Origin of the sequence: Spongiibacter marinus (assembly GCF_016906995.1) — a bacterium.
GTDB classification, from domain to species: domain Bacteria; phylum Pseudomonadota; class Gammaproteobacteria; order Pseudomonadales; family Spongiibacteraceae; genus Spongiibacter; species Spongiibacter marinus.
Genome location: NZ_JAFBBD010000001.1, coordinates 354,570 through 381,090, shown reverse-complemented (window position 1 = coordinate 381,090; position 26,521 = coordinate 354,570). Strand labels below are relative to the sequence as shown.

Annotated in this window: 30 protein-coding genes; 17 read left to right on the top strand and 13 right to left on the bottom strand. The window is 55.8% G+C overall.

Annotation, left to right across the window (positions count from 1 at the left end):
* Positions 1-147 precede the first annotated feature (147 nt).
* The 4 genes from HNR64_RS01830 to HNR64_RS01815 form a co-directional block, all read right to left on the bottom strand.
* Positions 148-318: a hypothetical protein gene (locus HNR64_RS01830; RefSeq protein WP_204994895.1), complete on the bottom strand. Its 171-nt coding sequence runs from the start codon at positions 316-318 to the stop codon at positions 148-150.
* A complete protein-coding gene (locus HNR64_RS01825) occupies positions 315-728 on the bottom strand; it encodes a CBS domain-containing protein (protein ID WP_036255781.1) in 414 nt (137 codons plus the stop codon). Before HNR64_RS01825 ends, HNR64_RS01830 begins: the two co-directional genes overlap by 4 nt.
* A 91-nt stretch (positions 729-819) precedes the next feature.
* Positions 820-1,677 carry a pirin family protein gene (locus HNR64_RS01820; protein WP_204994894.1) on the bottom strand — a complete coding sequence of 286 codons (858 nt, stop codon included), beginning with the start codon at positions 1,675-1,677 and terminating at the stop codon, positions 820-822.
* 21 nt (positions 1,678-1,698) lie between these two features.
* Positions 1,699-2,301 carry an FMN-dependent NADH-azoreductase gene (locus HNR64_RS01815; protein WP_204994893.1) on the bottom strand — a complete coding sequence of 201 codons (603 nt, stop codon included), beginning with the start codon at positions 2,299-2,301 and terminating at the stop codon, positions 1,699-1,701.
* Positions 2,302-2,413: 112 nt separating this feature from the next.
* Between HNR64_RS01815 and HNR64_RS01810 the strand changes: the two genes are divergently transcribed.
* A complete protein-coding gene (locus HNR64_RS01810) occupies positions 2,414-3,322 on the top strand; it encodes a LysR family transcriptional regulator (protein WP_204994892.1) in 909 nt (302 codons plus the stop codon).
* A 7-nt stretch (positions 3,323-3,329) separates the two neighbouring features.
* Here HNR64_RS01810 and HNR64_RS01805 read toward each other — a convergent pair whose 3' ends face one another.
* Both HNR64_RS01805 and HNR64_RS01800 read right to left on the bottom strand, forming a co-directional pair.
* A complete protein-coding gene (locus tag HNR64_RS01805; protein ID WP_204994891.1) occupies positions 3,330-3,644 on the bottom strand; it encodes a hypothetical protein in 315 nt (104 codons plus the stop codon).
* A gap of 156 nt (positions 3,645-3,800) precedes the next feature.
* On the bottom strand, positions 3,801-5,147 hold the full coding sequence (locus HNR64_RS01800) for an MATE family efflux transporter (RefSeq protein WP_239547421.1): 1,347 nt from the start codon (positions 5,145-5,147) through the stop codon (positions 3,801-3,803).
* 466 nt (positions 5,148-5,613) lie between these two features.
* Between HNR64_RS01800 and coxB the strand changes: the two genes are divergently transcribed.
* Genes coxB through HNR64_RS01780 form a run of 4 tightly spaced genes read left to right on the top strand, consistent with a single transcriptional unit; the run spans position 5,614 to position 9,946 of the window.
* Positions 5,614-6,777 (top strand): cytochrome c oxidase subunit II, encoded by a 1,164-nt coding sequence (gene coxB / locus HNR64_RS01795; RefSeq protein WP_204994890.1) that lies wholly within the window; start codon positions 5,614-5,616, stop codon positions 6,775-6,777.
* Positions 6,778-6,788: 11 nt separating this feature from the next.
* A complete protein-coding gene (gene ctaD / locus HNR64_RS01790) occupies positions 6,789-8,345 on the top strand; it encodes a cytochrome c oxidase subunit I (RefSeq protein WP_027873389.1) in 1,557 nt (518 codons plus the stop codon).
* Positions 8,346-8,359: 14 nt separating this feature from the next.
* Complete coding sequence (locus tag HNR64_RS01785; RefSeq protein ID WP_027873388.1) at positions 8,360-8,926, top strand: cytochrome c oxidase assembly protein; 567 nt, start codon at positions 8,360-8,362, stop codon at positions 8,924-8,926.
* 39 nt (positions 8,927-8,965) lie between these two features.
* Positions 8,966-9,946 carry a cytochrome c oxidase subunit 3 gene (locus tag HNR64_RS01780; protein WP_204994889.1) on the top strand — a complete coding sequence of 327 codons (981 nt, stop codon included), beginning with the start codon at positions 8,966-8,968 and terminating at the stop codon, positions 9,944-9,946.
* Between the two features lie 84 nt (positions 9,947-10,030).
* Here the strand turns inward: HNR64_RS01780 and HNR64_RS01775 are convergent, their stop codons facing one another.
* Positions 10,031-10,273: a DUF2909 domain-containing protein gene (locus tag HNR64_RS01775; RefSeq protein WP_027873386.1), complete on the bottom strand. Its 243-nt coding sequence runs from the start codon at positions 10,271-10,273 to the stop codon at positions 10,031-10,033.
* A 50-nt stretch (positions 10,274-10,323) separates the two neighbouring features.
* Between HNR64_RS01775 and HNR64_RS01770 the strand changes: the two genes are divergently transcribed.
* From HNR64_RS01770 to HNR64_RS01750, 5 genes are read left to right on the top strand one after another with little or no spacing between them, the layout of a single operon-like run.
* On the top strand, positions 10,324-11,067 hold the full coding sequence (locus HNR64_RS01770) for an SURF1 family protein (protein ID WP_204994888.1): 744 nt from the start codon (positions 10,324-10,326) through the stop codon (positions 11,065-11,067).
* Positions 11,064-11,681 (top strand): hypothetical protein, encoded by a 618-nt coding sequence (locus HNR64_RS01765; RefSeq protein ID WP_204994887.1) that lies wholly within the window; start codon positions 11,064-11,066, stop codon positions 11,679-11,681. The genes HNR64_RS01770 and HNR64_RS01765 overlap by 4 nt, the downstream gene beginning before the upstream one ends.
* A 41-nt stretch (positions 11,682-11,722) precedes the next feature.
* A complete protein-coding gene (locus HNR64_RS01760; protein ID WP_204994886.1) occupies positions 11,723-12,772 on the top strand; it encodes a COX15/CtaA family protein in 1,050 nt (349 codons plus the stop codon).
* Positions 12,769-13,707 carry a heme o synthase gene (gene cyoE / locus HNR64_RS01755; RefSeq protein WP_027873383.1) on the top strand — a complete coding sequence of 313 codons (939 nt, stop codon included), beginning with the start codon at positions 12,769-12,771 and terminating at the stop codon, positions 13,705-13,707. Before HNR64_RS01760 ends, cyoE begins: the two co-directional genes overlap by 4 nt.
* Positions 13,700-14,362 carry an SCO family protein gene (locus HNR64_RS01750; RefSeq protein WP_204994885.1) on the top strand — a complete coding sequence of 221 codons (663 nt, stop codon included), beginning with the start codon at positions 13,700-13,702 and terminating at the stop codon, positions 14,360-14,362. Before cyoE ends, HNR64_RS01750 begins: the two co-directional genes overlap by 8 nt.
* A gap of 43 nt (positions 14,363-14,405) precedes the next feature.
* On the opposite strand, the gene HNR64_RS01745 is transcribed toward HNR64_RS01750, so the two are convergent.
* Genes HNR64_RS01745 through HNR64_RS01735 form a run of 3 tightly spaced genes read right to left on the bottom strand, consistent with a single transcriptional unit; the run spans position 14,406 to position 16,441 of the window.
* Positions 14,406-15,197 carry a metal ABC transporter permease gene (locus HNR64_RS01745; RefSeq protein WP_027873381.1) on the bottom strand — a complete coding sequence of 264 codons (792 nt, stop codon included), beginning with the start codon at positions 15,195-15,197 and terminating at the stop codon, positions 14,406-14,408.
* Positions 15,190-15,957, bottom strand: coding sequence for a zinc ABC transporter ATP-binding protein ZnuC (znuC, locus tag HNR64_RS01740; RefSeq protein WP_204994884.1), 768 nt, complete (start codon positions 15,955-15,957; stop codon positions 15,190-15,192). The genes HNR64_RS01745 and znuC overlap by 8 nt, the downstream gene beginning before the upstream one ends.
* On the bottom strand, positions 15,950-16,441 hold the full coding sequence (locus HNR64_RS01735; RefSeq protein ID WP_204994883.1) for a Fur family transcriptional regulator: 492 nt from the start codon (positions 16,439-16,441) through the stop codon (positions 15,950-15,952). The genes znuC and HNR64_RS01735 overlap by 8 nt, the downstream gene beginning before the upstream one ends.
* A gap of 86 nt (positions 16,442-16,527) precedes the next feature.
* Here HNR64_RS01735 and HNR64_RS01730 point away from each other — a divergent pair, with 86 nt between their 5' ends.
* Entirely contained in the window at positions 16,528-17,364 is an 837-nt protein-coding gene (locus HNR64_RS01730) for a metal ABC transporter solute-binding protein, Zn/Mn family (protein ID WP_204994882.1), read from the top strand.
* A gap of 3 nt (positions 17,365-17,367) precedes the next feature.
* Here the strand turns inward: HNR64_RS01730 and HNR64_RS01725 are convergent, their stop codons facing one another.
* The gene (locus tag HNR64_RS01725) at positions 17,368-17,637 is read right to left on the bottom strand and encodes a hypothetical protein (RefSeq protein ID WP_204994881.1); all 270 of its coding nucleotides are present in this window, start codon (positions 17,635-17,637) and stop codon (positions 17,368-17,370) included.
* Positions 17,638-17,896: 259 nt separating this feature from the next.
* Between HNR64_RS01725 and polA the strand changes: the two genes are divergently transcribed.
* Positions 17,897-20,632: a DNA polymerase I gene (gene polA / locus HNR64_RS01720; RefSeq protein WP_204994880.1), complete on the top strand. Its 2,736-nt coding sequence runs from the start codon at positions 17,897-17,899 to the stop codon at positions 20,630-20,632.
* A 9-nt stretch (positions 20,633-20,641) separates the two neighbouring features.
* Here the strand turns inward: polA and yihA are convergent, their stop codons facing one another.
* Positions 20,642-21,292 (bottom strand): ribosome biogenesis GTP-binding protein YihA/YsxC, encoded by a 651-nt coding sequence (yihA, locus tag HNR64_RS01715; protein ID WP_204994879.1) that lies wholly within the window; start codon positions 21,290-21,292, stop codon positions 20,642-20,644.
* A 162-nt stretch (positions 21,293-21,454) separates the two neighbouring features.
* Between yihA and HNR64_RS01710 the strand changes: the two genes are divergently transcribed.
* The 4 genes from HNR64_RS01710 (at position 21,455) to HNR64_RS01695 (ending at position 24,320) form a co-directional block, all read left to right on the top strand.
* Positions 21,455-21,751 (top strand): c-type cytochrome, encoded by a 297-nt coding sequence (locus HNR64_RS01710; protein ID WP_204994878.1) that lies wholly within the window; start codon positions 21,455-21,457, stop codon positions 21,749-21,751.
* Between the two features lie 38 nt (positions 21,752-21,789).
* Positions 21,790-22,416, top strand: coding sequence for a c-type cytochrome (locus HNR64_RS01705; protein WP_027873374.1), 627 nt, complete (start codon positions 21,790-21,792; stop codon positions 22,414-22,416).
* Positions 22,417-22,562: 146 nt separating this feature from the next.
* The gene (locus HNR64_RS01700) at positions 22,563-23,270 is read left to right on the top strand and encodes a thiol:disulfide interchange protein DsbA/DsbL (protein WP_239547420.1); all 708 of its coding nucleotides are present in this window, start codon (positions 22,563-22,565) and stop codon (positions 23,268-23,270) included.
* 144 nt (positions 23,271-23,414) lie between these two features.
* On the top strand, positions 23,415-24,320 hold the full coding sequence (locus tag HNR64_RS01695) for a DMT family transporter (RefSeq protein WP_204994877.1): 906 nt from the start codon (positions 23,415-23,417) through the stop codon (positions 24,318-24,320).
* 9 nt (positions 24,321-24,329) lie between these two features.
* On the opposite strand, the gene HNR64_RS01690 is transcribed toward HNR64_RS01695, so the two are convergent.
* Positions 24,330-25,217: an AraC family transcriptional regulator gene (locus tag HNR64_RS01690; RefSeq protein ID WP_204994876.1), complete on the bottom strand. Its 888-nt coding sequence runs from the start codon at positions 25,215-25,217 to the stop codon at positions 24,330-24,332.
* A 155-nt stretch (positions 25,218-25,372) separates the two neighbouring features.
* Here HNR64_RS01690 and HNR64_RS01685 point away from each other — a divergent pair, with 155 nt between their 5' ends.
* Entirely contained in the window at positions 25,373-26,521 is a 1,149-nt protein-coding gene (locus HNR64_RS01685; protein ID WP_204994875.1) for an iron-containing alcohol dehydrogenase, read from the top strand.

Genomic DNA, 26,521 nt, shown 5'->3' with positions numbered 1-26,521 from the left:
GGAACGGCAGTGTTGTTATATAGCTTGTGTTTGACTCGGTGCAGAGCTGCTGCCGAGGACTGTAACTATCAAACGGTAATGAATAGGCACTAGTGTAGCTGGGGCGATGCGACTTACCATGATCTCCGATGTCTGGTTGCGAAGTCGTTAGCGCAGGTAGTGAGGGGTGTCTTGCCGGCAGTGGTGGCGATCATCGGGGTCGAGTATTTTGTCGCACTCTTGCAGGGCCCACTCTCGTTGTTGATCGTACTGACCGCTGCCACAGGCGCCGAGTATGGCGCACAGGGTGGCGGTGGTGAGCGCTTGAGCGGCGGTCATTGAGAGTCGCAGTGTGCGCGGTTTTCCCAAAGCGCACTCAAGATGGCACTGCGGGTAATCAAGCCGAGAAGTTTGCCGTCTTCAATCACTGGGTAGAGTTTGGGTTTGTTCTTACCCATATTTTGCGCGAGGTCGACAATATTCTGTTCGGCTTCGACGGCAAGCACCTCGTTGTGCATGACATCGTCAACGTTCGGCACGCCTTCACAGTGGTAGCTGCTGACCAGCATAGAATGGATGCAATCCTGTTCAGAGACGAAGCCGACAACGCGGTCGTTATCGTCTAATACGGGCAGGCCCATAACCCGGCTGCGCAATAGGGTGTCGACGACTTCCCCCAGTGGTGTGTGCATGCGCACAAAGGGTGCGGGGCTGGTCATGATGTCACGGACGCGAATACTGTTGCTCATTGTACTTCCTCCATTTGTGAATACTATACGCCCCTAGCTAAGCTGCTGTCAGTGTTTAGATGGGGACAAAGAGCGACGATTCAACGCCGCCCTAGTCAGTGAGGGTGCCGTCGCGATAGTCGCGCAGCGCTTGCTCAATTTCCGTGTTGCTGTTCATCACAAAGGGGCCGTATTGCACCACCGGTTCGCCAATGGGTTTACCGGCTATCAATAGCGCGCCGCTACCTGGCTCGCCATCAAGTATTACGCTGTCGCCTGGGCTGAGTAGCGCTGCGGTTCCAGCACAAATACGCTCCCCGCCGATTTCCAGGCTGCCGTCATAGCAGTACACCGCGGCGTTGTGACCAGCAGGCAGACCAAGCTTAAGTGCCTGCGTCGACGTAAAGCGGATGTCGGCGTAGACCGGTTGGGTACTGTATTGCTGCCCATCTACGCCGTTAACGTAGCCCAGGCTGTGCCCGCTGGGCAGCGCAAGTTCTCCGGCGATATGATGGAGAGAGAAACCTTCACCGTGATACACCGGAATGCGCGCTGAGTTGATGTCTTGATACACAGCCGGTCGCATTTTCTCATCAGCCGGTAAGTTTACCCATAGCTGAAAGCCGCGCAGCAAACCCTCGCGCTGCTGAGGCATTTCCGAGTGAATCACTCCCCGCCCGGCCGTCATCCACTGCACATCTCCCGGCCCGAGGTTGCCTTCATTTCCCATATGGTCGCGGTGTTGCATGTTTCCGGCGAGCATGTAGGTCACAGTTTCAAAGCCGCGATGAGGGTGGGCGGGAAAACCGGCTATGTAGTCCTCTGCGCGGTCGGAGTAGAACTCATCGAGCATTAGAAAGGGGTCTATGCGATCTCCGGGGGTGCTGCCCAGGCTACGCTTGAGGCTGACCCCCGCGCCATCGCGGGTGTCGCGAGCGGTAATACGGCGAGTAACGGTTCGCTGTGTCATACCTAACTCCTCACTCTAAATTTAAGAGGCGTGTTTAAACATCGCCTCGCGGGCGTGCTGCCTGGCTTGGTCGGCGGTTTCTGGTCCCATGTTTAGCCCTTCGGCGTAAATGAAGTGGATAGACTCAATGCCCATAAGGCCGAAAATATGGCGCAGATAGGGGCTCTGGGTATCCATTGCGGTGCCGACATACTGGCCACCGCGGGCCGCAAAAATGTGCACGGGGCGGTCATGGAGCAAACCCTGCGGGCCATTTTCTGTATAGAGGAAGGTCTCCCCTGCCCGGGCAATATGGTCGATCCACGCCTTAAATGTTGACGGTACACCCAAGTTGTACAGGGGCATTGCAATGACAATTTCGTCGGCGCTGCGGACTTCTGCAATGAGTGCGTCGGATTGATCCGCGATGGCAGACTGCTCTGCTGAACGGTTTTCTGGCGCAGTGGTCAGTGCGGCGAAGCGCTGTGCGTCCAGGTGAGGCAATGCCTGTGCGTGCAGGTCGCGGTGGATCACGTTGATTGACTCGCCTTGGGCGCGCCGGCCCGCGATGAACTCTTGTGCCATTTGGCTGGAATGTCCCTGTTCGCCTGACAGGCTGCTGCTGATGTAGAGAATATTAGGCATGGTGCCTCCCGTTGCTACGTGTGGTGAGTTGCGATGGGAGTAGTTAACTATTGATTTAATTGTTTAAAAAGCGCAATTTTAGCGGCTAAACAATCGAATAAGTTGATGTATTATGCGCGGACCTCGAACGAATCTCGACCAGTGGCACTGTTTTATGGCGGTAGTGGATGAGGGGAGCTACTCCAAAGCGGCGGAAAAATTACACAAGAGTCAGTCGGCCGTTACGTATGCGATTCAAAAGCTTGAAGAGCAACTGGCGGTCGCCCTGTTTGAAATAAAGGGTCGTAAAGCCGAGTTGACCGACGCCGGACAGCTTTTTTACCGCCGCGGTCGCGCCCTGCTCGATGAGGCGTTGCGGGTGGAGGCGTCTGCAGTAACCCTCGCCCAGGGTTGGGAGCCGCAGCTGCGGATTGTCAGCGACGCGTTATTTCCGCAATCCGCCATGTTGGATTGCCTTGAGCAGCTGGCTGTCGAATGCCCGGAAACGCGCCTGGAGTGCGTGGAAACGGTGCTCAGTGGCGCCGAGGAAGCATTGCTGGAACAGCGATGTGACCTCGCGATCACGGGCATTGTTCCGCCGGGCTTTTTGGGGGACCCGCTGTTGAGAGTCCGGTTCATTGCTGTCGCACACCGCGACCATGCCCTGCACCAGCTTGACCGAGCGCTGAGTTACCAGGACCTGCGTGCCCATCGTCAGGTTGTGGTGCGCGACTCCGGGGCGCGACGTCGCAGGGACTCCGGGTGGCTCGAGGCCGCGCAGCGCTTGACGGTGAGTCGAATCGATTTTTCAGTGCAAGCCGTGTGCCGGGGGGTGGGCTTTGCTTGGTTGCCTGAAGTTGTGATTCAAGAACCGCTCAACAGCGGGTTACTCAAGCCGCTGCCGCTGAACGAGGGTCGCGAACGTTTCGCCGAACTCTTCATTGTATTGCCAGAGCGGGAGCTGGCAGGCCCCGCAGCGCGGCGGGCCGAAGCGTTGATAAAAAACGCCGCGGCCGCGTTGACCTGCGATCGCCAACGCTGATGCGCAATTAGTTCGATGCGATGATCTGCGTGTTGTGGCGTTGGGCTAAAGCATTGAAGGCGCTGGCGTAATCCTCTAGGCGATCAACGGCGTAGTTATACACGAACGGATCAGAGCCTGTGCAAGACTCCAGGCGCGCGCTGGCGCTAGTCAAATAACTATCAACGCTGTCGCGCAAGTCTTCCAGGCGCTCCAGGTTGTTGGTATCGCTAGCGGGCAGCGCTGGCGCACCCATTATCGCGGCCAGGGCGCAGGCCGCTTGGCTTCCCGCTGAAAAAGTCGCCAAGCTAGTGAAAAGAGCAACGAGAGGGAAAACTTTCATTTTAAAAACCTCAGAGTACGGGCATGTCTGTTGGAAGGCATGCTACCAAGCGAAACAAATTTTGTAACAGTGGTTACGCTCGGTTTTTCTGTTTGGATGAGGTTTTGTTGATTTATCATAAAAAGTTAGTGAAATTCAGCAAATGTGCTTGCATCTTTATCGAGAAGAAGTGTTACCGATGGGTGTGCTGTGCTTCCAGCGTTTTTCTGAGAATAACCAGAAGAAACACGCGGCCAGTGTGATGCCGCGTGTGGCATTGAAGGCTGCAAAGGCCAGCCAGAGGCCGTGGTTGCCCCAGGCCGTGCATGCCCACCACAGTGGCAGGTACACAACAAATACGCTGAACAGCATGCAGTACTGCATGGCGCCGGTGCGCAGCGCCCCGATAAAAATGCCGTCGTAACAATAACTGGCCACGCTTAGCAGTGGCAGCGCGATCAGCCAGGGGTAGTAGTGGTTGGCGGTGGCCTGAACATCAGCGATGCTGGTCATCAGTGACAGGATGAGTGGTTTGCCGGTGGCGAGGATCAGGCTCGCCGACAAGGCAGAATACAATGACCAGCGGCCACAGGTTTTACAAACCTCCAGAAAGGCGCCCCTGTCGGCCTGTTTGTAAGCGCGGCCGGCTAGCGCTTCTGCCGCATGGGCGAAGCCGTCCATACCGTAGGCGGCGGCCAGTGCGAGCTGCATTAAAATTGTGTTGGCCGCCAAAATCACTTCGCCGTGTTTGGCTCCCTGTGCGGTAAAGAAGCTGAAACTGAATAATAGTGCGGCGGTGCGAACAAGAATTTGTGCATTGGCGCTCAGCAGGCGCCGCATCGGCATGCCTCTTTTCAGACTATTGAGCAGGCCCCGTCGTATGGCGCTACCAAGGGGCTGTCGAACGGCATAGAGGCCGAGGGTGAAACCAGCGTATTCGCTGATAGCGCTGGCGATTGCGGCGCCCTCACTGGCCATGTTCAGGCCGACAATCAGCAACAAATCCAAAAAGATGTTCAGGATGTTGGTAAACAGGGCAATTGCCAGTGGCCAGCGTGCCTGCTGTTGCCCGAGTAGCCAGCCGGTGATTGCGTAACTGGCAAGCGCGGCCGGCGCGCTGATTAGGCGGATCTGCAAATAGCTGTCGGCCAGTGGCCGTAAATGGCCCTCTGCATTCATTAAGGTCAGGCCGGGCGACCGCAATGCTGGCGATATCAGCCAAACTACGCTGCCGAGCGCCAGGCCGAGTAGTACGGCTTTGATTAGTAGGCTGTCGCTATGCTCAAGGCTTTGGGCGCTGGCGCCGGTGGTACCCATGCGCAGGAAGCCGAAGGTCCAGTAACACAGTGACAGAATGCTTGCGCCGATCGCCACGGCGCTGAGGTGACGGCTGTCAGCAAGGTGGCCGAGCACGGCGGTGTCGACCAAGCCGAGTAGTGGCACTGATAAGTTGGCGAGAATCATTGGCCAGGCTAGCGACCAAATTTTCGCATTCAAGGGTGTGGTTGTGGGGGTGTTGGGCATGTTTCTGGCATCTCGGCGTTGCCGCAAGTGTAATCGGCTGGCGCGGATGTGCACAGCTGCGGTGCATCTCACCGTCTATTTTTTAAACGGTGCGGCTTTTCTCATTGCCTATATCTAGTGGTGTGCGCTGGGTAATAATGCTCTAACTGGTATATTTTCACGGACTGCGCGTTAATTTGGCGCCCCGGTGAGCGCGCCCTTCGGTGTTTCGGAGTAGCCTTGCTGGTTTCTTCAGGTTTATAATTGCGGCGTTTTGTCGCACCCAAAGCTATTTCGGTGTGGGCAAGCGCGCAATTTCGGGGGGAGTGACGTTGCTTGGCGGTGGGCCAGGGCAGCGTTTTTGCGTCCGTATAGCTGTTCTGACCGTGAGTTCGCAACTGCGTTCCATATATAAGAAAGCGTCTAGCGTGTCTGCCTGTCGTCGATCGGCGAAGGGATTCTTATAACTTATACGGAGACACGGGAGATGTATCAACAAGCGAAACGGCTGTATAAGCTGGCGCTTTGTCCTGTGCTGATGCTGCTTAGCCTGCTTAGTACTGGCGCATGGGCGACGGAGGGTAACCCCCAGCGTTGGCAAACAAATATGACGCCGGGCGTAACGGAAGTTGGTGCCAAAATCTACGACCTGCACATGTTTGTGTTTTGGGTGTGTGTGGTAGTAGGCATTATCGTCTTTGGCGTGATGTTCTACTCGGTTTTTGCCTATCGCAAAGAGCGTCACGAAGAACCAGCCACTTTCCACGAAAACACTAAGTTGGAAATCGCATGGACCGTCGTGCCATTCCTGCTGTTGATCGTTATGGCTGTGCCTGCGACCAGCACCCTGATTGAAATTTATGACACCGATGATGCAGAGCTTGACGTTCTGATCACCGGCTATCAGTGGAAGTGGAAGTACGAGTACATTAATCCCGAAGGCGACAATGTCAGCTTCTTCTCTAACCTGCTGACTGACAAAGCTGAAATCGGTAACACCGAAGCCAAGGGTTCGAACTACTTGATCGAAGTAGATGAGCCGCTGGTGATTCCGGTTGATACCAAAGTTCGCTTCCTCGTCACTGCAAACGACGTGCTGCATGCGTGGTGGGTACCTGCACTGGCCGTTAAGCGTGATGCGATTCCGGGCTTCATCAACGAGGCGTGGACCAAGCCGACTGAAACCGGTGTATACCGCGGCCAGTGTGCCGAGCTGTGTGGTCGCGATCACGGCTTTATGCCGATCGTTGTCAACGTTGTTGAAGAGCCTGAATACAAAGCGTGGATGGCGACTAAGCAAGCTGAGGCCGCTGAGATCAAAAAGCTGATGGCGCAAACCTTCTCTATGGATGAGCTGGTTGAGCGCGGCAAGGGCATTTACAACCGCTCTTGTATGGCTTGTCACGGTGCCAACGGTGAAGGCGGTGTGGGTAAACCCATTGCCAATAGCCCTATTGCTACCGGCGAAGTTACTGCGCACATCGATGTGCTGGTTAACGGCGTCCCAGGTTCTGCGATGCAGGCCTTTGGTGGTCAGCTGAACGACGTCGACTTGGCGGCAGTCGTTACCTATACCCGTAATGCCTTTGGCAACAATATGGGTGACAAGGTACAGCCGATCGATGTGTATAACTTCAAGAAAGGTCAGTAGGAGGATTCACCATGGGTGCTCACGGACCTGCTAAAGGTTTGACCCGGTGGTTAACCACCACCAACCACAAAGACATCGGCTCGATGTACTTGTGGTTCAGTTTCGCTATGTTCCTGCTTGGCGGCTCGTTCGCCATGATTATTCGAGCAGAGCTGTTCCAACCCGGTTTGCAAATTGTTGAGCCGGAGTTCTTCAACCAGATGACCACCATGCACGGCCTGGTCATGGTATTCGGCGCCATTATGCCGGCCTTCGTCGGTTTGGCGAACTGGATGATTCCAATGATGATCGGCGCGCCAGATATGGCACTGCCGCGTATGAACAACTGGTCCTTCTGGATCCTGCCGCCCACATTCCTGTTGTTGGCGTCTACCTTGTTCATGGAAGGTGGCGGTCCTAACTTCGGTTGGACATTCTACGCGCCGCTGTCGACGACCTATGCGCCACCGAGCGTGACCTTCTTCATTTTCGCCGTACACGCGATGGGTATCTCGTCCATTATGGGCTCGATCAACATTATCGCTACGGTTGTGAACATGCGCGCGCCTGGCATGACCTACATGAAAATGCCGATGTTCGTGTGGACGTGGTTGATCACTGCTTTCTTGCTGGTTGCGGTAATGCCCGTACTGGCTGGCGCAGTTACCATGATGTTGATGGATATTCACTTCGGTACCAGCTTCTTCTCAGCAGCGGGTGGCGGTGACCCTGTTCTGTTCCAGCACGTGTTCTGGTTCTTCGGTCACCCCGAGGTATACATCATCATTCTGCCTGCCTTTGGTGTGGTGTCTGAGGTTATCCCAACCTTCTCGCGCAAACCTCTGTTCGGCTATGCTTCGATGGTTTACGCGACGGCTTCTATCGCTTTCCTATCGTTCATCGTGTGGGCTCACCACATGTACACAGTAGGTCTGCCGATCGCTGGTGAGCTATTCTTTATGTACGCCACTATGCTGATCGCAGTACCAACGGCGGCGAAGGTGTTCAACTGGATTACCACGATGTTCAAGGGGTCTATTACCCTTGAAACGCCGATGCTGTTTGCTATCGCCAAGGTATTCCTGTTCACCGTGGGTGGTTTCTCGGGTCTGATGTTGGCGATTGCGCCGGCTGACTTCCAATACCACGACAGCTACTTCGTTGTTGCTCACTTCCACTACACCATGGTGGCGGGTGCGATCTTTGCTCTGTCTTCTGCCGTGTACTACTGGCTGCCTAAGTGGACAGGCAAAATGTACAACGAAACCATGGGTAAAGTGCACTTCTGGGTTTCATTCATAGGTTTCAACCTGACCTTCTTCCCGCAGCATTTCGTGGGCTTGGCAGGTATGCCGCGTCGTATCCCTGACTACAACCTGATGTTTGCTGACTTCAACATGATGTCGTCTATCGGTGCATTCATCTATGGCTCTAGCCAGCTGTTGTTCCTGTTCAACATTGTTCGGACCATCACGCACGGCAAGCCGGTCAACGACGACAAAGTTTGGGATGGTGCAACCACTCTGGAGTGGACCGTACCTAGCCCGGCGCCTTACCATACTTTCAGCACACCACCGGAAGTTAAGTAAGAGGAGTCGGAAACATGGCAAATGCAACGCAGCGTAACGTTATTCAAACCACTGGTAAGTTACTGGTGCTTGTTGTCGCAATGTTTGCCTTTGCCATGTGGGTGATGCCACCACTTTACAATGCACTTTGTGAGGTGTTGGGTATCAACGGTAAGACAGGTGGCCGCTATGAAGTGGTTGACAGTGCGGTTGACGAAAGCCGCACGGTAAAAGTGCAGTTTGTCGCGCAAAATAACGAGCTGATGCCCTGGGAGTTTGGCCCGAATACCAGTCAGGTAGAGGTTCATCCCGGTGAGCCTGCGATGGTGACGTTCTACGCCAAGAACACCCAGAGCCACTATATGGTATCGCAGACCATTCCCAGCATCGTTCCCTCGCGTGCGGCAGAGTACTTTCACAAGACCGAGTGCTTCTGTTTTAACCAGCAACCGCTGGATGCCGGCAAAGAAGCCGATATGCCGTTGCGTTTTATTGTCGACCGGGATCTGCCCAAAGACATACACGTAATCACCCTTTCCTACACGATTTTTGACGTAACCGAGATGGCCGCAAAGCAGGATTCTGTTGCGGCGTCTAAATAGAAAGAGATTTTTCTCAAGCGAGAAAACGGAGAATTAATCATGGCGGGTCAAAGCAATGCCGGGCACGAAACCTATTACGTGCCGGAGAAAAGTAGCCTTGCTATCAACGCAACTATCGGTTTGGTAGCTTCGGTTTATGGCGCGGCCAGCGTAATTAACGACGCCAGCTATCGCCCCGGTGAAGAAACCAACTCTAGTTTTATCCTGTTTGCAGGTTTGGCGTACTTCGCCGCCACCCTGTGGGTATGGTTCGCAACCACTATTCGTGAAAACCGCCAGGGCATGAACAGTGCTCAGCTCAAGCACTCTTACGTGATTGGCATGCAGTGGTTTATCTTCTCGGAAGTGATGTTCTTTGCAGCCTTCTTTGGCGCACTGTTCTACATTCGTAACCTGGCTGGCCCATGGCTGGCGGGCGAAGGCGATGGTGCGATGAACACGCTGCTATGGCCGGGCTTTGAGTACAGCTGGCCGTTGATGGAAACGCCTCAGGACGCCATTGGTGGTGTTTCCGGTCAGGCGGCTGCGGGGCATCTGGCGAACAATGGTGAATTTACCGGTGCAGAGAAGCACTTGTCTTTCCCTGGTTTTGCTAACATCGGCCACTGGCTGCCGCTGTACAACACCATCATCCTGCTGACCTCCAGCTTCACTTGCCACATTGCTCACATGGGCATCAAGGAAAACAACCGCAAGAAGTTTAACCTGTGGTTGTTCATTACTGTGGCGCTGGGTGCGATCTTCCTGTACCTGCAGTACATGGAATACCACGAAGCCTTGTTTGAATATGGCATCAAGCTGAACAGCGGTGTTTACGGCACAACGTTCTTCATGTTGACCGGCTTCCACGGCTTCCACGTGGCGATGGGTACCGTCATGCTGCTGATCCAGTGGCTGCGTTCAACAAGCAAGGGGCATTTCACCGCCGATGATCAGTTTGGCTTTGAAGCGTCGTCTTGGTACTGGCACTTTGTAGACGTGGTATGGGTATTCCTGTTCCTGTTTGTCTATATCTTGTAAGTAGCGTTTAGTGACGCCGAAAACGGCCGGATACGTGAGTTTGCATGGCAAATAGGCGTTTCCGGCCGTTTTTTTATGTGGTGCTTAGCGTGTGGCGCGGCCGTCATCCAGGTAGCGCTGATCCCAGGGAGCCTTTGAGCCAAGCTGGCCGGTATAGACCCCATAAAACAGAAAGCCCATCAGCAGCGTCGCAATCGCTAGGCGCACGCTCAGTGACTGCCAGGTGCGCATCGTTGTGCCGCGATCTTTAAATAGAAAAAACAGGCCGCTGAACAGGCTGAAACACAGTGCAATAAATAGCACTACAATGACGACTTTTAACCACATTAGAACTCTCCCATAGCGTTTGCCGCAGTATACACAATCGGAATCTCGACATGCCTTACACGCGCACGCCTTTGCAATGGTCGCTCGACTGGAAGTCTTTGATCGTTATCTTGTTGGCTCTGCCCCTGACGATACGGTTGGGCTTTTGGCAGCTGCAGCGTGCTGACGAGAAGCAGCAGCTATTAACGGCCGCTCAGGAGCGTCGGCAACAAGCCGCCGTGGATATCGCCGCGCTTAACGACTACCCGAATTACCGCCCGGTTTTCGCCCTGGGACAATTTGACACCCAACGATACTGGTTATTGGACAATCGGATCAGGCAGGGGCAATTCGGTTATGAGATAATCGCGCTCCTGAATTTGGCTGATGGACGTAAAGTGCTTGTCGAACGCGGCTGGATTGCTGCTGATCCGAGCCGCCAAACCTTGCCGCAGATTACGTGGCCTGAGGGCAAGCTTCGTCTACAGGGTGAGCTATATAAATCGCTGGAAGAGCCGTTCAGCTTAGGAGAAGAGTCGCCGACAAACTGGCCACGGCGTCAGCAGTGGTTCGATGCCGACGAGGTCGCGCGGGAAATAGATGGGGTATTACCGACGGTAATGCGCCTGAGTGAACGCAGCCCGGCTGCGCTACGTACAGATCGTGTGCTGATCAACGTTTCGCCACAAAAGCACCACGGCTATGCCGTTCAGTGGTTTGCGATGGCGGCGATGTTGGCGGTGATATTTTTAATTCGCAACAGCAATGTGCTGGCGGTAATTAAACAGCGTTTAAAACAAGAGGGAAAATCATGACGTCGGAGCTGCCTTCAGGTAGTAAAAAGCAGGTTGCGCTAATTCTTGCCATTCCGGTGCTGGTTATTGCCGTGTCCAGCGTAATGTTTTTGTTGGCGCAAAAGCGAGTATTGGATTTTGGCACGGTCAATCGCGGTAGCTTAATTCAACCGCCGGTGCAGCTTAGTGAATTATCGCCGACCCGTGTTGATGGCAGCGAATACCTGTTTGACACCGCCGAGTCGCGTTGGGTGTTTATGGTTGTCGGTGGTCGCGAGTGCCAGGGCGCTTGCGAGCGCATGCTGTATTTAACGCGGCAGACACATGTGGCCTTGGGCAAGAAAACGGACCGGGTCGAGCGCGTCTACCTTGCTACTGAAGGCCCGTTGTCGCCACAGCTTCGCGATTTTATCGAGCAAGAGCACAGTGACATTACGGTAGTAAATGTTGATGGCAGTCGCTTCCTCAGGGCCTTTTCGGCATTGCCGACTTCGCCACTGGACAAGCACAGCTTCTACGTTGTCGATCCGCTGGGGTGGGTGATGATGGTCTACCGTGCAGAGGATACCACCACGGAAACGTTAACAACCCTGGGCAAGGACGTGCTCAAAGACATGCGCCGCTTGCTTAAGTAGTGCGGTGCTGGCGAATACAAAACAGATTGGTAGAGAGATAGATGACGCTGTTTAATAGTCCCGATTTGCGTAAGCCCGGATTTCGTCTGGCATTCAGTGCCTGCTTGGTTGCCATTATTGTGTTGGGCATGGGGGTGTTTACCCGTTTGGCTGACGCCGGCTTGGGTTGCCCCGATTGGCCGGGCTGCTATGGTCACGTGTTATGGCCGACCGAAGACCACGAGGTTGCTCGCGCGAATGAAGCCTATCCGGAAATGCCAGTGGAGCACGACAAGACCTGGCCGGAGATGGTGCACCGTTATTTAGCGACGAGCCTAGGATTGTTCACCATTGGCATCCTGGTGTTTGCGCTGCGCAACCGTGGCCCAGAGCAGCCCCTGAAACTGCCGGTTTTTCTGCTGGCCTTCATCATTTTGCAGGGCATGTTCGGCATGTGGACGGTGACGCTGAAACTGTGGCCGCAAGTGGTCACTGCCCACCTGTTGGGCGGCTTCACAACCATCAGTTTATTGTGGCTGCTTACCCTGCGATTAAATAATCAGCGCTGGCAATTGCCTGCTATTGTTGAGCCAAAGCTGACCGCACTGCGGCCTTTGGTTGTTGTCGGGCTGCTGATTGTTGTCGGCCAAATCGCGCTCGGTGGCTGGACCACTTCCAATTACGCCGACATTGCCTGCCCCGACTTTCCGCGCTGCCAGGGCGCGTGGTTGCCGCCGATGGACTTTGCCAACGGCTTTAATATCGCTCAGCAGGTTGGGCCGAACTACCTTGGTGGCGTGCTGGACAACGACGCGCGGGTGGCCATCCATGTCAGCCATCGCATCGGCGCGATCATAACGAGCCTGTACTTGCTGTTTTTGTTTGTGAAACTGCGCGGCTTGGCGACGGCGCCTGCGAAACGTCTGTCGGTGGTCATGCTTGCCGTGCTCGTAGCCCAGGTGCTTTTGGGTATTAGCAATATAGTATTTAACTTCCCCATTGCTGTGGCGGTGACGCATAACCTGGTTGGCGCGCTACTGCTATTGGTAATGGTGACAATGAATTATTGCGTGTTTACCGCAACGGTAAACCGTGGGGGTGTACGAGTATGAGTCGGGAAAATGTCGCCGAGGCCGAGCCGCAATCGTCGGCGGTGAGTTGGCGCGATTACTACGAGCTGTGTAAGCCGAATGTCGTCTTTCTCATGCTGCTGACATCGATCATCGGTATGTTTATGGCGGTCCCCGGCATGGTGCCATGGCGGGTGTTGGTGTTTGGCAACCTGGGTATTGGCTTGTGCGCGGCGGCCGCGGCGGCGGTCAATCACTTGGTGGATCGCCGTATCGATCTCATTATGGCGCGTACCCACAACCGGCCGATTGCGCAGGGGCGTTTGAAAACGGTTAATGCGGCGATCTTTGCTGCAGTTCTTGGGGTTGCAGGAATGGCGATCCTGTTAGTTGAAATCAATGCCCTGACGGCTTGGTTGACCCTCGCCTCGCTGCTCGGTTACGCCGTGGTGTATACCCTGTACTTAAAGCGCGCGACACCACAGAATATTGTCATCGGTGGTATTGCTGGTGCGGCGCCGCCGCTACTGGGCTGGACGGCGGTTACGGGTGAGATTCACGGCCATGCTCTGCTGCTGGTGCTGATTATCTTTGTGTGGACGCCGCCACACTTCTGGGCGCTAGCGATCCACCGGCGCGATGACTACGCCAAGGTCGATATCCCCATGCTGCCGGTGACCCACGGCATTGGTTACACCAAATTGCATACCCTGCTCTACACCCTGTTGTTGTTCGTGGTCACGCTGCTACCTTTCGCCACTGGAATGAGCGGCATGTTGTACCTGTTGGGGGCGATCTGTTTGGGGGCGGGCTTCATTTACTGGGCTATCGTGCTGCTGCGCGGCAATGACCCGAAAGCGCCGATGGCGACCTTCAAGTACTCCATTATTTACTTGATGGCCCTGTTTATTGTTATGTTGTTGGATCATTATATGCTGCCCGCAACGATCATTTACGAGGTGTCTGGCTATGAGTGAGGCCACGGAAGCGACAAATAAGCAGCGGCGCGGCATACGTCTAACAGTTTTAGTTATTCTGCTGATTGCCGGCAGCTTGGTTGCGGGTTTCTTTTACGCCTTCACCAAAGCACGGGTGATGACCAAGGACGAACTGCGTGATCAGGGGGCCTACCTCTATGAGAACCCGCGCATGATTCCCGGGTTTAGTTTGCTCGATGAACAGGGGAAAACGCTGACCCCGGAGGCCCTCAAAGGCCAGTGGAATCTGATTTTCTTCGGTTTTACTTACTGCCCTGATATCTGCCCCACCACCCTGGCCCAGCTCAAGCTGCTGTATCAGGAGCTGGAGCCGGACGTTCAGGCGAACACTCAAATTTGGCTGGCCAGTGTTGATCCGGCCCGGGATACGCCCGAGCAGATGCGCAGCTACTTAGCGTTTTTTCATCCGTCATTTCGCGGGATCACGGGGGATTTTCTCGAGATCCACCGTTTTGCCACGGCGTTGAATATCCCCTTCGCCAAAGTGCCGGGCGGCGGTGACGATTACATGGTGGATCACAGCGCCAACGTTGCCTTAGTCAATCCTCAGGGGCATTCCCTTGGCTTTTTCAGGGCGCCGCTAGACATCAGTAAGATGAAGCGCAGCTTCCTGACGATCCGCGAGCATTATTAGGGTAGAAGCAAAAGCGCTAAAAACGCCGCGAGTCGGCGTTTTTTTATGCCTGACGAAAGCCGCGGCTAAACTGCGCCGCAACGAAGATCAGTGCTGCGCACAAGACAACGCTTGGCCCGCCTGGGCTGTCCCACGTCCAGGCGGCTGCCAGCCCTGAGGCCACCGCTGCGACGCCGCATAAAATCGCAATTACCGCACACTGCTCAGGGCTGCGGGATAATCTGCCTGCCGCCGACGCGGGAATAATGAGCATCGCGGTGATCAGCAGCACACCGACAACCTTCATCGCGACCGCGACGGTTGCGGCAATCAGCAGCATCAACAAAAGGCGCAGGGCGTTCACATTGCGGCCTTCTACGGCCGCTAACTCGGCGTGAGCGATTACCGCCACCAGGCCGCGCCAGTAGCAGCCCAGTAATAGCAATACAACGGTGGCGATGCCCGCCAGTAAGCGCAAATCTTCTGGCATTACCGCCAGCAAGTCGCCGAATAAAAAGCTATTGAGGTCAAATGCCGGGCCATCCATAAATGACAGCGCTACCAAGCCCAGTGCCAGGCTGGTGTGGGAGAGAATGCCCAGTAAGCTGTCCAGGGCGGTGTCGCGCCATAACTGCAGGGCGAACAGCAGCACGGCGATGCCGGTGCAGGCGAGTAACACCGCCCACTCCAAGCGTATTTGCCAGCTTAAGCCGAGCGCGAGCCCCAATAGTGCCGAGTGCGCAAGAGTGTCACCAAAGTAGGCCATGCGCTGCCAGGTGACCAGCGTGCCAAGGGGGCCGCACACCAGCGCCAATATCAGTCCGGCCGCCAGTGCGTTGAGTAAAATATCAGTCATGATGGCAGGGGCCGCCGCCCTTCTCCCTTACAACTTCGCCATGCATGTCATGGCGGTGATCGTGGTCGTGTTGATAGAGGGCAATGGCCTCCGCATGACGACGGCCGAAAAGTGATAAATAAGCCGGATCATTGCTGACCGTCTCTGGGTGTCCGTGGCAGCAAACGTGCTGATTGAGGCAAATAACAGTGTCGGTCTGCGCCATTACCCAGTGAAGGTCGTGAGAGACCATCAACACCGCGCAGCCCAGCTGATCTCGCAGCTCGCCAATCAACTCGTAGAGTTCGGTTTGGCCGGTGATGTCCACCCCTTGAGCCGGCTCGTCGAGTACCAATAGCTCGGGCTCGGCGAGCAGTGCGCGGCTAAGTAGCACCCGCTGAGTTTCACCGCCGGAGATATCGTGGAGTGGCCGGTCAGCCAGGTGGGCAATGCCCGTGCGGGACAGCGCCTGCTTGATGCTGCAGCGCCGCTGCTGCGACATGCGTAAAAAGCGACTAACGCTGATCGGCATCAGTGGATTGATGCTCAGGCGCTGCGGCATATAGCCAATGCGCAGGCCTGGGGCGCGCGTCACGGTGCCACTATCGGGGCGCTGCAGACCCAGGGCAATGCGCAGTAGGGTGCTTTTACCGGCGCCATTCGGGCCGATAATTGTCATGATTTCTCGCCTCGCCAGGTTCAGGTCAATCTCTGACAGCAGGGTTTGCTGGCGGAGGCTAAGGGACACCTTTTCAAGCTGCAGAAGTTGGCCGTCACGCACTCTCGGGTTGCTCCTGGCAGCGCTGGCAGCTGCCAACAACCTCTACGCACTGCTCTTCTGCGTGGAAGCCGCGCCCCTCGGCGGCTTGGCGGATGGCGCTATCGATCGCCTCAGCGTCGAGTTCAATGGCGGTATTGCAGTGCCGGCAAATGAGGAAGTGCCCGGAGTGCCGGTGGCTTGGGTCCGCGCAGCCGACAAAGGCGTTGAGCGACGCAATGCGGTGAACCAGCCCCTGCTCCAGTAAAAAATCCAAGGCGCGATAGACGGTGGGGGGTGTGCTGCGACGCTCGCTTTGTGCATCGAGCGACTCCAGCAAGCTATAGGCACCCACCGGTTTGTGGCTCTCCCAGATCAGGCTGAGAACATGCTCGCGAATCGGCGTGAGTCGTGCACCGCGGGCGGCACATATCTGACGCGCACGCTGCAGGGCTTCATCAATGCAATGTTGATGGTTGTGATGTTGCTCGGGTGCCTCGGTAGGCATTGGTCAGCACCTAGTAGAAATAATAATGTTATAATATTTCAATTTTCTTTCTGTTACACCACCTGACGTTGAGGTTACTGTCGATCATGCGCCGCTGCTGGCTGATATTGCTGTGTTTTTGCTGTATTTCTGTGCCGGCTTACGCGTCGTCCTTGCAACTGATTACTACCGTTAAGCCGCTGCAGTTGTTGGTGGTCGACATTGCCGGCGATGCCGCCGAGGTAGCGTTGCTGCAGTCTGCCACGACGTCACCTCACGATTTTCAGTTGCGCAGCTCTGACCTCGGTCGTTTGGCTAAAGCGGATATGGTGCTGTGGTTTGGGCCCGCGCTGGAGCACTACCTCAGCAAGCCCATCCGCCGCTTTGACCATGCGGTTGCTCTGTATCCGGATGACCAGCCCGGCGATGTTGATGCCCACTACTGGCTGGGTGTTGAGCAAATTCACTATATGGCGCGGCGCATCGCTAAGCTGCTGTCAGATCGGGTGCCCAGTCGCAGTGCATACTTCCATGCCAACGCGGCGCGCCTCACTTCTGCCCTGCGCCTGTATGACAAATCATTAGCGTCCCGCTTGCAGCGAGCAAGTGATCAGCGCTATCTGTTTTTGCATGACGGCTTTTCCCGTTTTGAGGCTCGCTATAATTTGCGTGGCGGGCTGGTGCTGTCGGGTGGTGAGGGTCGTATGGCGGGAGCGCGGCACCTGGCCGAGTTGCGCGAGCAATTGCAGGCGGGTGAGATACAGTGTGTATTTCGCGAGCCGCAATATCCTGCCGCAATGTTGAGGGTGTTGACGCAGGGACTGGACGTGCCGGTTGTCGAGCTGGATCCGATGGCGGGTGAGACCACGACAGCTGGCGGCTTTATGGGCTTTTACCGCCAGCTTGGTGAGGCATTTGCGAGCTGTTTGGTCGCAAGTCCTTAGCGTTTACTGGTCGAGGTTTTTGGCGCCAGGCAGTGACGGCGCTTCGAAGTTGTCCAGTGCTACGCTCAGTGAGGCTGAGACCACATCCAGTGTGTTTGCCAGTACGCGTTCGGCATTAACGGTGTTGTTAACAGCCGTATTCTCCGGTGCATAACTTGCGGTGGCTTCACTGTAGGCTAATACCAGCGGCGCGCCCGACGCCGTGTCCTCGTCAGCGGCAAACGCTGCGGTGCTGGCAATCAAAAGTAGTACTGCGCTGCTTAGCTTTTTCATCTCTCTTTCTCCTCTGTGGGGCGTTTGTGCCCCGAACAAGATAGCTTTGTTACCTTGTGTTACGTAAGGTAACACAATATTGATGGTTGTCGATGCTTAATTTTTGTTCATTTTCGTGTAATGCAGTGTTCATGGGCTTTTTGGTGTGTTACTTGGGGTGATTTTGGGTAACAGGTTGTAGGGGCTCGAGCTTGCCGCCCGTCAGCAGCCTTCGTGGTACACTCGCGGCTTCCCCAATTGGCAATGAATATTCTTAAAAATGACTGCGACAACCCCTCTTGTACTGGTAGACGGCTCTTCTTATTTATACCGGGCCTTCCATGCCTTGCCCCCGCTGACCAATTCCAAAGGGCAGCCCACCGGTGCGGTGAAAGGGGTTATCAGCATGTTGCGCCGCCTGCAGAAGGATTACCCCGATAGCCCCATTGCCGTGGTATTTGACGCCAAGGGCAAAACCTTTCGCGACGACATGTACAGTGACTACAAGGCGAACCGCCCACCGATGCCGGACGACCTGCGGGCGCAAATTCAGCCTATTCACGACATTGTCGACGCCATGGGTTTGCCGAGACTGGTGATCGACGGTGTGGAAGCCGACGATGTGATTGGCACCCTGGCGGCCCAGGCGGGCGCGGAGCGGCCGGTGGTGGTGTCGACCGGAGATAAGGATATGGCGCAGCTAGTGAATGCCCATGTCACGTTGGTGAATACCATGACCGATACCAAAATGGATGAGGCTGCCGTCGCCGAAAAATTTGGTATCCCACCCTCGCTGATTATCGACTACCTCGCGCTAATGGGGGACAAAGTCGACAATATTCCGGGCGTGGCTGGCGTTGGCGAAAAAACCGCCCTGGCCCTGCTGCAGGCCCTGGGTGGCATAAAAGATATCTATGCCCGGCTAGATGAGGTTGCGGACCTATCCATTCGCGGCGCCAAGAGCCTGGCGAAAAAGTTAGAGGCCTCGCGCGAGGCGGCTGAGTTGTCCTACGAGTTGGCCACGATTAAGTGCGATGTGGCGCTCGATGTTGCGGTGGCGGATCTTCAGCCGGGTAGCGTCGACAATGAGCAGTTATTGGCGCTGTTTCGCGACATGGAGTTTAAAGGTTGGGTCGACGAGCTGCAGCGCAATGAGGGGGCAGCTGCAGCCGAGGTAGGCGACGATCAGCCTGGTAACCCCTCCTCGGAGAAGCAGTACAGCGTTATTCTCGACGAGGAGAGTTTTCAGCAGTGGCTGGATCGACTGAGCGCAGCGGCATTGTTCGCCTTCGATACCGAGACAACCAGTCTGAATTATATGCAGGCCCGGGTTGTTGGGGTGTCTTTTGCCATTGAGCCCGGCGAGGCGGCCTATGTGCCCTTTGGCCACGACTATATCGACGCGCCAACGCAGCTCAGTGAGGAGCGCGTGCTCGGCGCGTTAAAGCCCTTGTTGGAAGATGCCAAGGTCGCCAAGCTGGGGCAAAACCTTAAGTACGATGCGAATGTTTTGGCGAACCACGGCATTACCCTGCGGGGTATCGCCGAAGACACCATGCTTGAGTCGTATGTGCTGGATTCCACGGGCAGTCGTCACGATATGGATAGCCTGGCGTTGAAATACCTGGGCCAATCAACCATTCACTTTGAAGACATTGCGGGCAAAGGCGCTAAGCAGCTTAGTTTTAATCAAATCGCACTCGAGCAAGCCGGCCCCTACGCCGCTGAGGATGCCGACATCACCCTATGCTTGCATCAGGCCCTGGCGCCCAAGCTTAGCGAGGCGCCATCCCTTGTTTCCGTGTACCGGGATATTGAATTGCCCTTGGTGGGAGTGCTGTCACGGATCGAGCGCAACGGCGCCCTGATTAGCCGAGACATGTTGGCGGTGCAGAGCATGGAGATTGCCGACAAGCTCAAGCAGCTGGAGCAGCAGGCCTACGACATTGCCGGTGGCGAGTTTAATTTGTCCTCGCCCAAGCAGCTGGGTGAAATTCTGTTTGACCGACTGGAAATCCCCGTCATCCGCAAAACGCCCAAGGGCGCGCCGTCTACGGCCGAAGAAGTGCTCGTTGAGCTGGCTCACGACTACCCCCTGCCGCAAGTTATTCTCGATTACCGCGGGTTGGCGAAACTGAAGTCGACGTATACCGACAAGTTACCGCAGTTGATCGACCCGCAAACCGGGCGCGTGCATACCTCCTACCATCAGGCTGTTGCCGCTACCGGGCGCTTGTCGTCGTCTGACCCTAACCTGCAGAACATTCCCATTCGCAGTGCCGAAGGCCGCCGCATACGAAAGGCCTTCGTTGCGCCGCAGGGTTACAAAATACTGGCGGCGGACTATTCGCAAATCGAGCTTCGCATAATGGCCCACCTCTCTGGTGACGAGGGCCTGATCAACGCCTTTAAAAATGGCGAGGACATTCACCGCGCCACGGCTGCTGAGGTATTCGGTGTGGAGTTAGACGCCGTGAGCGATGAGCAGCGCCGCAACGCCAAAGCCATTAACTTTGGGCTGATCTACGGCATGTCGGCCTTTGGCTTGGGGCGCCAGCTCCATATCGGGCGCAACGAGGCCCAGCAATATATCGACCTCTACTTTGAGCGCTACCCGGGCGTCAGAGAGTATATGGACAATACCCGCGCGCGCGCGGCGGAAAAGGGCTATGTGGAAACCCTGTTCGGCCGCCGCCTGCACCTGCCGGAAATTAATGCGCGCAATGGCCAGCGGCGTCAGGCTGCCGAGCGCACGGCAATCAATGCCCCTATGCAAGGCACGGCTGCCGATATTATCAAGCGGGCAATGATCGCCGTGGATGACTATCTGAGCGAGCAGCAGCCCGACGCGAAAATGATTATGCAGGTTCACGACGAACTGATTCTTGAGGTTGCCGAGGATCAGCTCGATAGCGTTCAAGAGCGTGTTGTCGCGTTGATGGAGAGCGCTGCCGAGCTGGCTATACCGTTAGAGGTAGGAGTGGGCAGTGGCGATAACTGGGACGAGGCGCACTAGCGCGGGGTCTCAGTGGAGGTCGTCGAGCTCCTCGTCTCCTTCAAAGCGAGCGGTTAGCCACACGTCGAGCTGTTCGCGAAGGTCATCCAGACCGTCGCCACGCGGTGCTGAAAACAGCTGCGCGTTTACCAGCCCGCCGTAGGGCTGAAGGGCTTTTCGCACTTGTAGTAGGGTCGACATCGCCGGCCCGCGCTTGAGTTTGTCGGCCTTTGTCAGCAGGATGCGAACCGGCATCCCCGCCTGGTGAGCCCAATTCAGCATGGTGGTGTCGAAGCCGGTGAGCGGGTGGCGAATATCCATCATTAGCACCAGGCCGCGCAGTGATTGGCGGTGCTGCAGGTAATACTCCAGATTGCGTTCCCATTCTTGCTTCACCTTCAGCGGCACTTTGGCGAAACCGTAGCCGGGTAGGTCAACAAGTCGCATGCTGTCTTGTTCGTTCACAGAGAAAAAGTTGATAAGCTGGGTACGACCTGGTGTTTTACTGGTCTTGGCCATCTTGCTGTTTTCCGTCAAGCGATTAATGGCACTCGACTTGCCTGCGTTCGAACGGCCGGCAAATGCGACCTCCGCGCCGCTGTCTTCGGGGCATTGGGCAAGTTTGGGTGCACTTTTCATGTAGACGGCACGGCGGTAATTAACAGAATTGGCCTTGGGCATAAAATATCCGGGGGAGTATTGCGGTGCATAGCAAGTCTGGGGGAGCCAAAAAATGGCCCAGACTCGGGCTTGTTGTGTATAATGCCGCAGTTTTTACTGGGGGTCATCACCCAGCGTGTCGCAGCTTTCATCGCGGGCGCCGGTCAGAAGAGAGGGTAAACCATGAAAAAATGCTTATTCGCAGTACTTCTTGCCATTACCAGCGTAGCCGCTAGTGCCAACGCCGATGTCGAGGCGCGTTACAAGAAGTCGTGTTACGCCTGTCACGGTTTTGGTGCCAATGGCGCGCCGAAAACTGGTGATGTTGCCGCCTGGACTCCGCGTTTGGAAAAGGGAATGGAAACGCTCGTAAAACACGCTCGTGAAGGCTTGAACGCTATGCCGCCAATGGGTTTGTGCTTTGATTGCAGCGATGCCGACTTCCAAGCGCTGATTGAGTATATGGCGACGGCCAAGTAAGGCGCGCTAGAACTTCTGTTTTTAAAGAGTAAGTGATCATGAACAAACCTTTGCTAGTTTTTCTTGCTTCCCTGCTGCTGAGTAATGTTGCGGTGGCTGTGGAAGGTAACGCTGCTGCCGGCAAGTCAAAATCTGCCTCATGCGCCGCCTGTCACGGTCAAGACGGCAACAGCCCGGCACCCACCTTTCCGAAATTGGCTGGCCAGGGTGAGCGCTACCTGATCAAGCAAATTCATGACATCAAGTCGGGTGCGCGTCCTGTGCCAATGATGGCCGGCCAGACCGACAACCTGAGCGATCAGGACATTGCCGATATCGCCGCTTACTACGCGAGCCAGACAGGCTCTGTTGGCCAAGCGGATCCGGCGCTGGTTAAAAAAGGCGAAGCGATATACCGTGGCGGCATTGCCGAGCGCGGTATTCCAGCGTGCTCTGCTTGTCACTCTCCTACGGGTGCAGGGATGGCAGCAGCAGGCTTCCCCAAATTAAGCGGCCAATACGCTGACTACACCGCAGCGCAGCTTAAGGCTTTCCGTGCAGCAATGGATGGACGCGAAGGTCGCGACAATGACGGCGAAGCGAAGACCATGCGCATGATCGCTTTCAAAATGAGCGATGCCGAGATTGAAGCGGTCTCAAACTTCATTCAAGGTCTGCATAACTAAGGCGTGCAGAGTTTGTGAAAGGCGGCAATAGCCGCCTTTTTTTTCGCCGTTGAATTGTTGAGCTGTAGGAACCGCACAGCCGTCGGCGTGTCTGATACACTCTATCGGCATCGCGCACTCGACTCGCATAAGTAACTAGGATGGGAATGATGAAGAAACACATCTCAATGTATCTGTTTGGCCTGATGGCGCTGTTGGTATCGGCCTGTAGCAATGGTGATGCGACAGGTGGGCAGACCGCCCAGGTTGCTGCTAAAACGACCGCTGAAACGCGCACCGCGCCACCAGCCACAGCGGTTAACGGCGAAGGCTTTGTTCGTATTGCCCAGCCGGTACGCACATCCGATGCGAATAAAATCGAAGTCGTGGAAGTTTTTTGGTACGGCTGTAGCCACTGTTTTGACTTCGAGCCTATGGTGAGCGCGTGGGCGAAACAGTTGCCCGAGGATGTGGCGTTTGTGCAGTCACCGGCAATGTGGAACGACTTAATGGTGCTGCACGCTCAGGCCTTTTATACCGCCAAAGCGCTGAACATTCTCGACCAAGTGCACGAGCCGCTGTTTGACGAGATCAACCTCAAGAAAAACCCGCTGCGAAATCGCGATGCGATTGAAAAACTGTTTCTTGAGCACAGCAATATTGATGCCGAGACCTTTCGTAAAACCTTTGACTCCTTTGGTGTGAAGAGCCAGGTACGACAAGCCGATTCCCGTGCGCGTAGTTACGGTATCGCGGGTACCCCGGAGTTGATCGTCAATGGCAAATACCGGGTTACTGGCCGCGCAGCAGGCAGCAAAGCCAATATGTTGAAGGTGGCTGAGCAGCTTATTGAGCAAGAGCGCGCCGCCCGCTAAGCGCTTCCGCCAGTTAGTTTGACCCCGCCAGCGCGGCCCAGTCGCGCTGGCTTAGCGACGCGGCTATGTGGCGACTAAAGTAGCCTATGCATCAGCGAAAAGCCCCTTCATACTCTTTCTTTCCCGCGCTTTGTGGACCGTTTTATGTCGCCACTTCGTATCGCTGTTTTCACCGCCCTGTCGATGTTAGCCTTCACCGGCAATGCGCTTATTTGTCGTGCAGCGCTGTTGGGCGGCACGATAGATGCGGCCAGTTTTACAGCGCTGCGCCTGCTGTCGGGAGCCGCTATGTTGTGGGCGATTATTGCGGTACGCAACATTCCCCATCGCGACGTCTCTCCCCCGGTATCCGCGCGCGTTATCTCCGGTTTTGTATTGTTTGCGTATGCCGCGGCGTTTTCCTATGCCTACGCTCGAGTATCCGCTGGCGCGGGGGCACTGATTCTATTTGCCGCGGTGCAAACGGTGATGATCGGCTACGGCTTCTACCGCGGGGAACGCTTTAACGGCTTGCAATGGCTGGGTCTGCTCCTCGCCTACGGTGGCCTGTTGGCACTCATGCTGCCCAGTGCCACGGGCGCATTAGAGGGCGCCCCCTCGCTGTTGGCTTACCTCATTATGTTGATCTCGGGCGCGGCGTGGGGAGTCTACTCTTTGCTGGGGCGAAGGGTGGGCGATCCGCGCGTGATCTCTGCGCACAACTTCCTCTACTCCCTGCCTTTTGCCGCGCTTCTTAGCCTGGCGATGTGGGCCGTTGAGCCGCCCCGGTTAGGCGCAGAGGGTGTTGTATACGCCCTGCTATCCGGCGCGGGCGCTTCGGCGCTGGGCTATATCGTATGGTATTCCGCACTGCCGGCGCTCCGGGCGACAACGGCGGCAAGTGTGCAGCTGAGCGTGCCACTAATGACGGCACTTGGCGGTATTTTGCTACTTGCCGAGCCTTTCACCCTGCACTTTTTGCTGGTGTCGGCGGCAATTATTGGTGGCTTGGCACTGGTGATATTCAGTAAATCACAGCGCGTCGAAAAAACCGGGCTGCGCCCTCAATAGCGGGTATCGCTACGCCGAACGTTGGCTGAGCATACGCGCCGGTGCCTGCTGAAAATGGCGTCTGAATTCGCGGCTGAATTGCGAGGGGCTGCGGTAGCCGACCAGTATTGCGGCTTCATTTGCGCGCCGTCCCTCGTTGGCCATTAGTTCTTTCGCCTTGCTCAGGCGCAGTTTCTTTAAGTATTGCAGGGGTGTTTCTCGGGTCACCTGGCGAAAGGCGCGATGAAAACTCGAGGGACTCATTCCCGCATAGTCAGACAGGGCATCGACATTCAGGTCTTCGGCATAATGCCGGTGCATATGCACCAATACCCGCGCTACGCGTGCGTAGTGGCCATCGTGTTGAGCAAGCTCGGTGAGTACATGCCCCTTCGGGCCAATCAGTATTCGGTAGATAAACTCTCGAACAATTGCCGGCCCCAGAACCTGTGCGTCCTGGGGGCTAAGCAGGGCCTCGAGCAAGCGTTTGAGCGTGTCGCTCATATTCGGGCTCAAGCGGTCGGAGCTTAGGCCGCAGTCGCCACTATCGCCGCGCTTTTGGCCGAGGCTGGGTGTGGCGTCAATGAGCTCCTGGAGCAATGCGGGATTAATGCTGATGGATATGCCCAGCAAGGGTAAGTTGCCGTCGCTATGTGCTTCGCACTCGAGTGGCAGCGGTACACCTTGCACCAAGTAGCGGCCGGGGCCGTAGTCTACTTGCTGGCCGTTGAGATAAATGCGTTTGCGGCCCTGGGCCATCACGATAATGCCAGACTGATACACAAAGGGCTGGCGGGCGCTGCCGCGGCTTGCCCGGTAGATGTGAACACCGGGAATTATCGTGCTACGGCTGCCTTCCAATGTATCCAGCGATTGGCTGCTGATATAGCGCTGAAGCAGCTCACTAATCGTATTCATAGAATTATTGCTTGTGGGTGTTTTTTGCATTTTGGCAGGAATAGGCAAATAAAATCCAGTAATTGCGGTTTTTATTCCCATTAATAGCTCGTATTGTACATCGCATGGTGGCGCTGCTGTTGGCGCGACTCCCTGTGTTAGCAATGAGGTTTAGTATGAAATTTTCGTTTGTGAACCCAACTCAAATTCATTTTGGCCAGGGCCAGATTGCCCGTATCGCCGACGCTATTCCCGCTGATCGCAAGGTTTTGCTGCTCTATGGCGGTGGCTCGATAAAGACCAACGGTGTGTATGAGCAGGTGGTTAGCGCCTTAGCCGAGCATCAGTGGCAGGAGTTCGCCGGGGTCGAACCCAACCCGACGGTTGAGACCCTGGACAAAGCGGTTGCTCAAGTAAAAGACAGTGGTCTGGATTATATTCTGGCGGTCGGTGGAGGCTCGGTTATTGACGGCGCCAAATATGTTGCCGCCGCCGCCCTGTATGACGGCGAGGGCTGGGATATCTTGCTGGGCAAACACCGGGTAAAACAAGCGCTGCCGATTGGCGCCGTGCTGACCCTGCCCGCGACGGGCTCAGAGTCTAACGGTGGCTCGGTGATTACGAAGAAGGCGACCCGCGATAAGTTGAATTTCATGTCGCCAGCGGTTCAGCCCGGTTTTGCCGTGCTCGACCCAGATGTGATGAAGACGCTCCCCGAGCGCCAGCTTGCCAATGGCCTGGTCGATGCCTGGGTGCATACGTGTGAGCAATATCTGACCCTGCCCACGGAGGCAATGGTTCAGGAAGGCTATGCGGAAGCACTGCTCAGAACGCTTAAAAACCTGGGCGAGCAGTACGCCGAGCGCGATGCTGACAGTTGGCGAGCGAACTTGATGCTGGCTGCCAACCAAGCGTTGAATGGTTTTATTGGCAGCGGTGTCCCGCAGGACTGGGCAACCCATATGATTGGCCATGAACTCACCGCACTCTATGGGGTGGATCACGGTCGTTCACTGGCCATTGTTCAACCCTCATTGTTGCGCCATCAAATTGCCGTCAAGCGCGACAAACTGGAGCAAATGGCGCGCAATGTCTTTGGCTTGTCAGATTCTGAAGATCTCGCTGAACGCTGTATCGACGCGATTGAGCACTTTTATCACAGTCTGGGTGTTGCCACGCAGCTCACTGAGCACGGCGCTGACAAAGCGGCAGCGATCGATGCAATTGTTGCGCAGCTGGAAGCGCACGGCATGGTCAAGCTGGGTGAAAATCGCGCGATAACGCCAAAGGAAAGTCGCGAGATTCTGGAGCAGGCGGTTGCATAG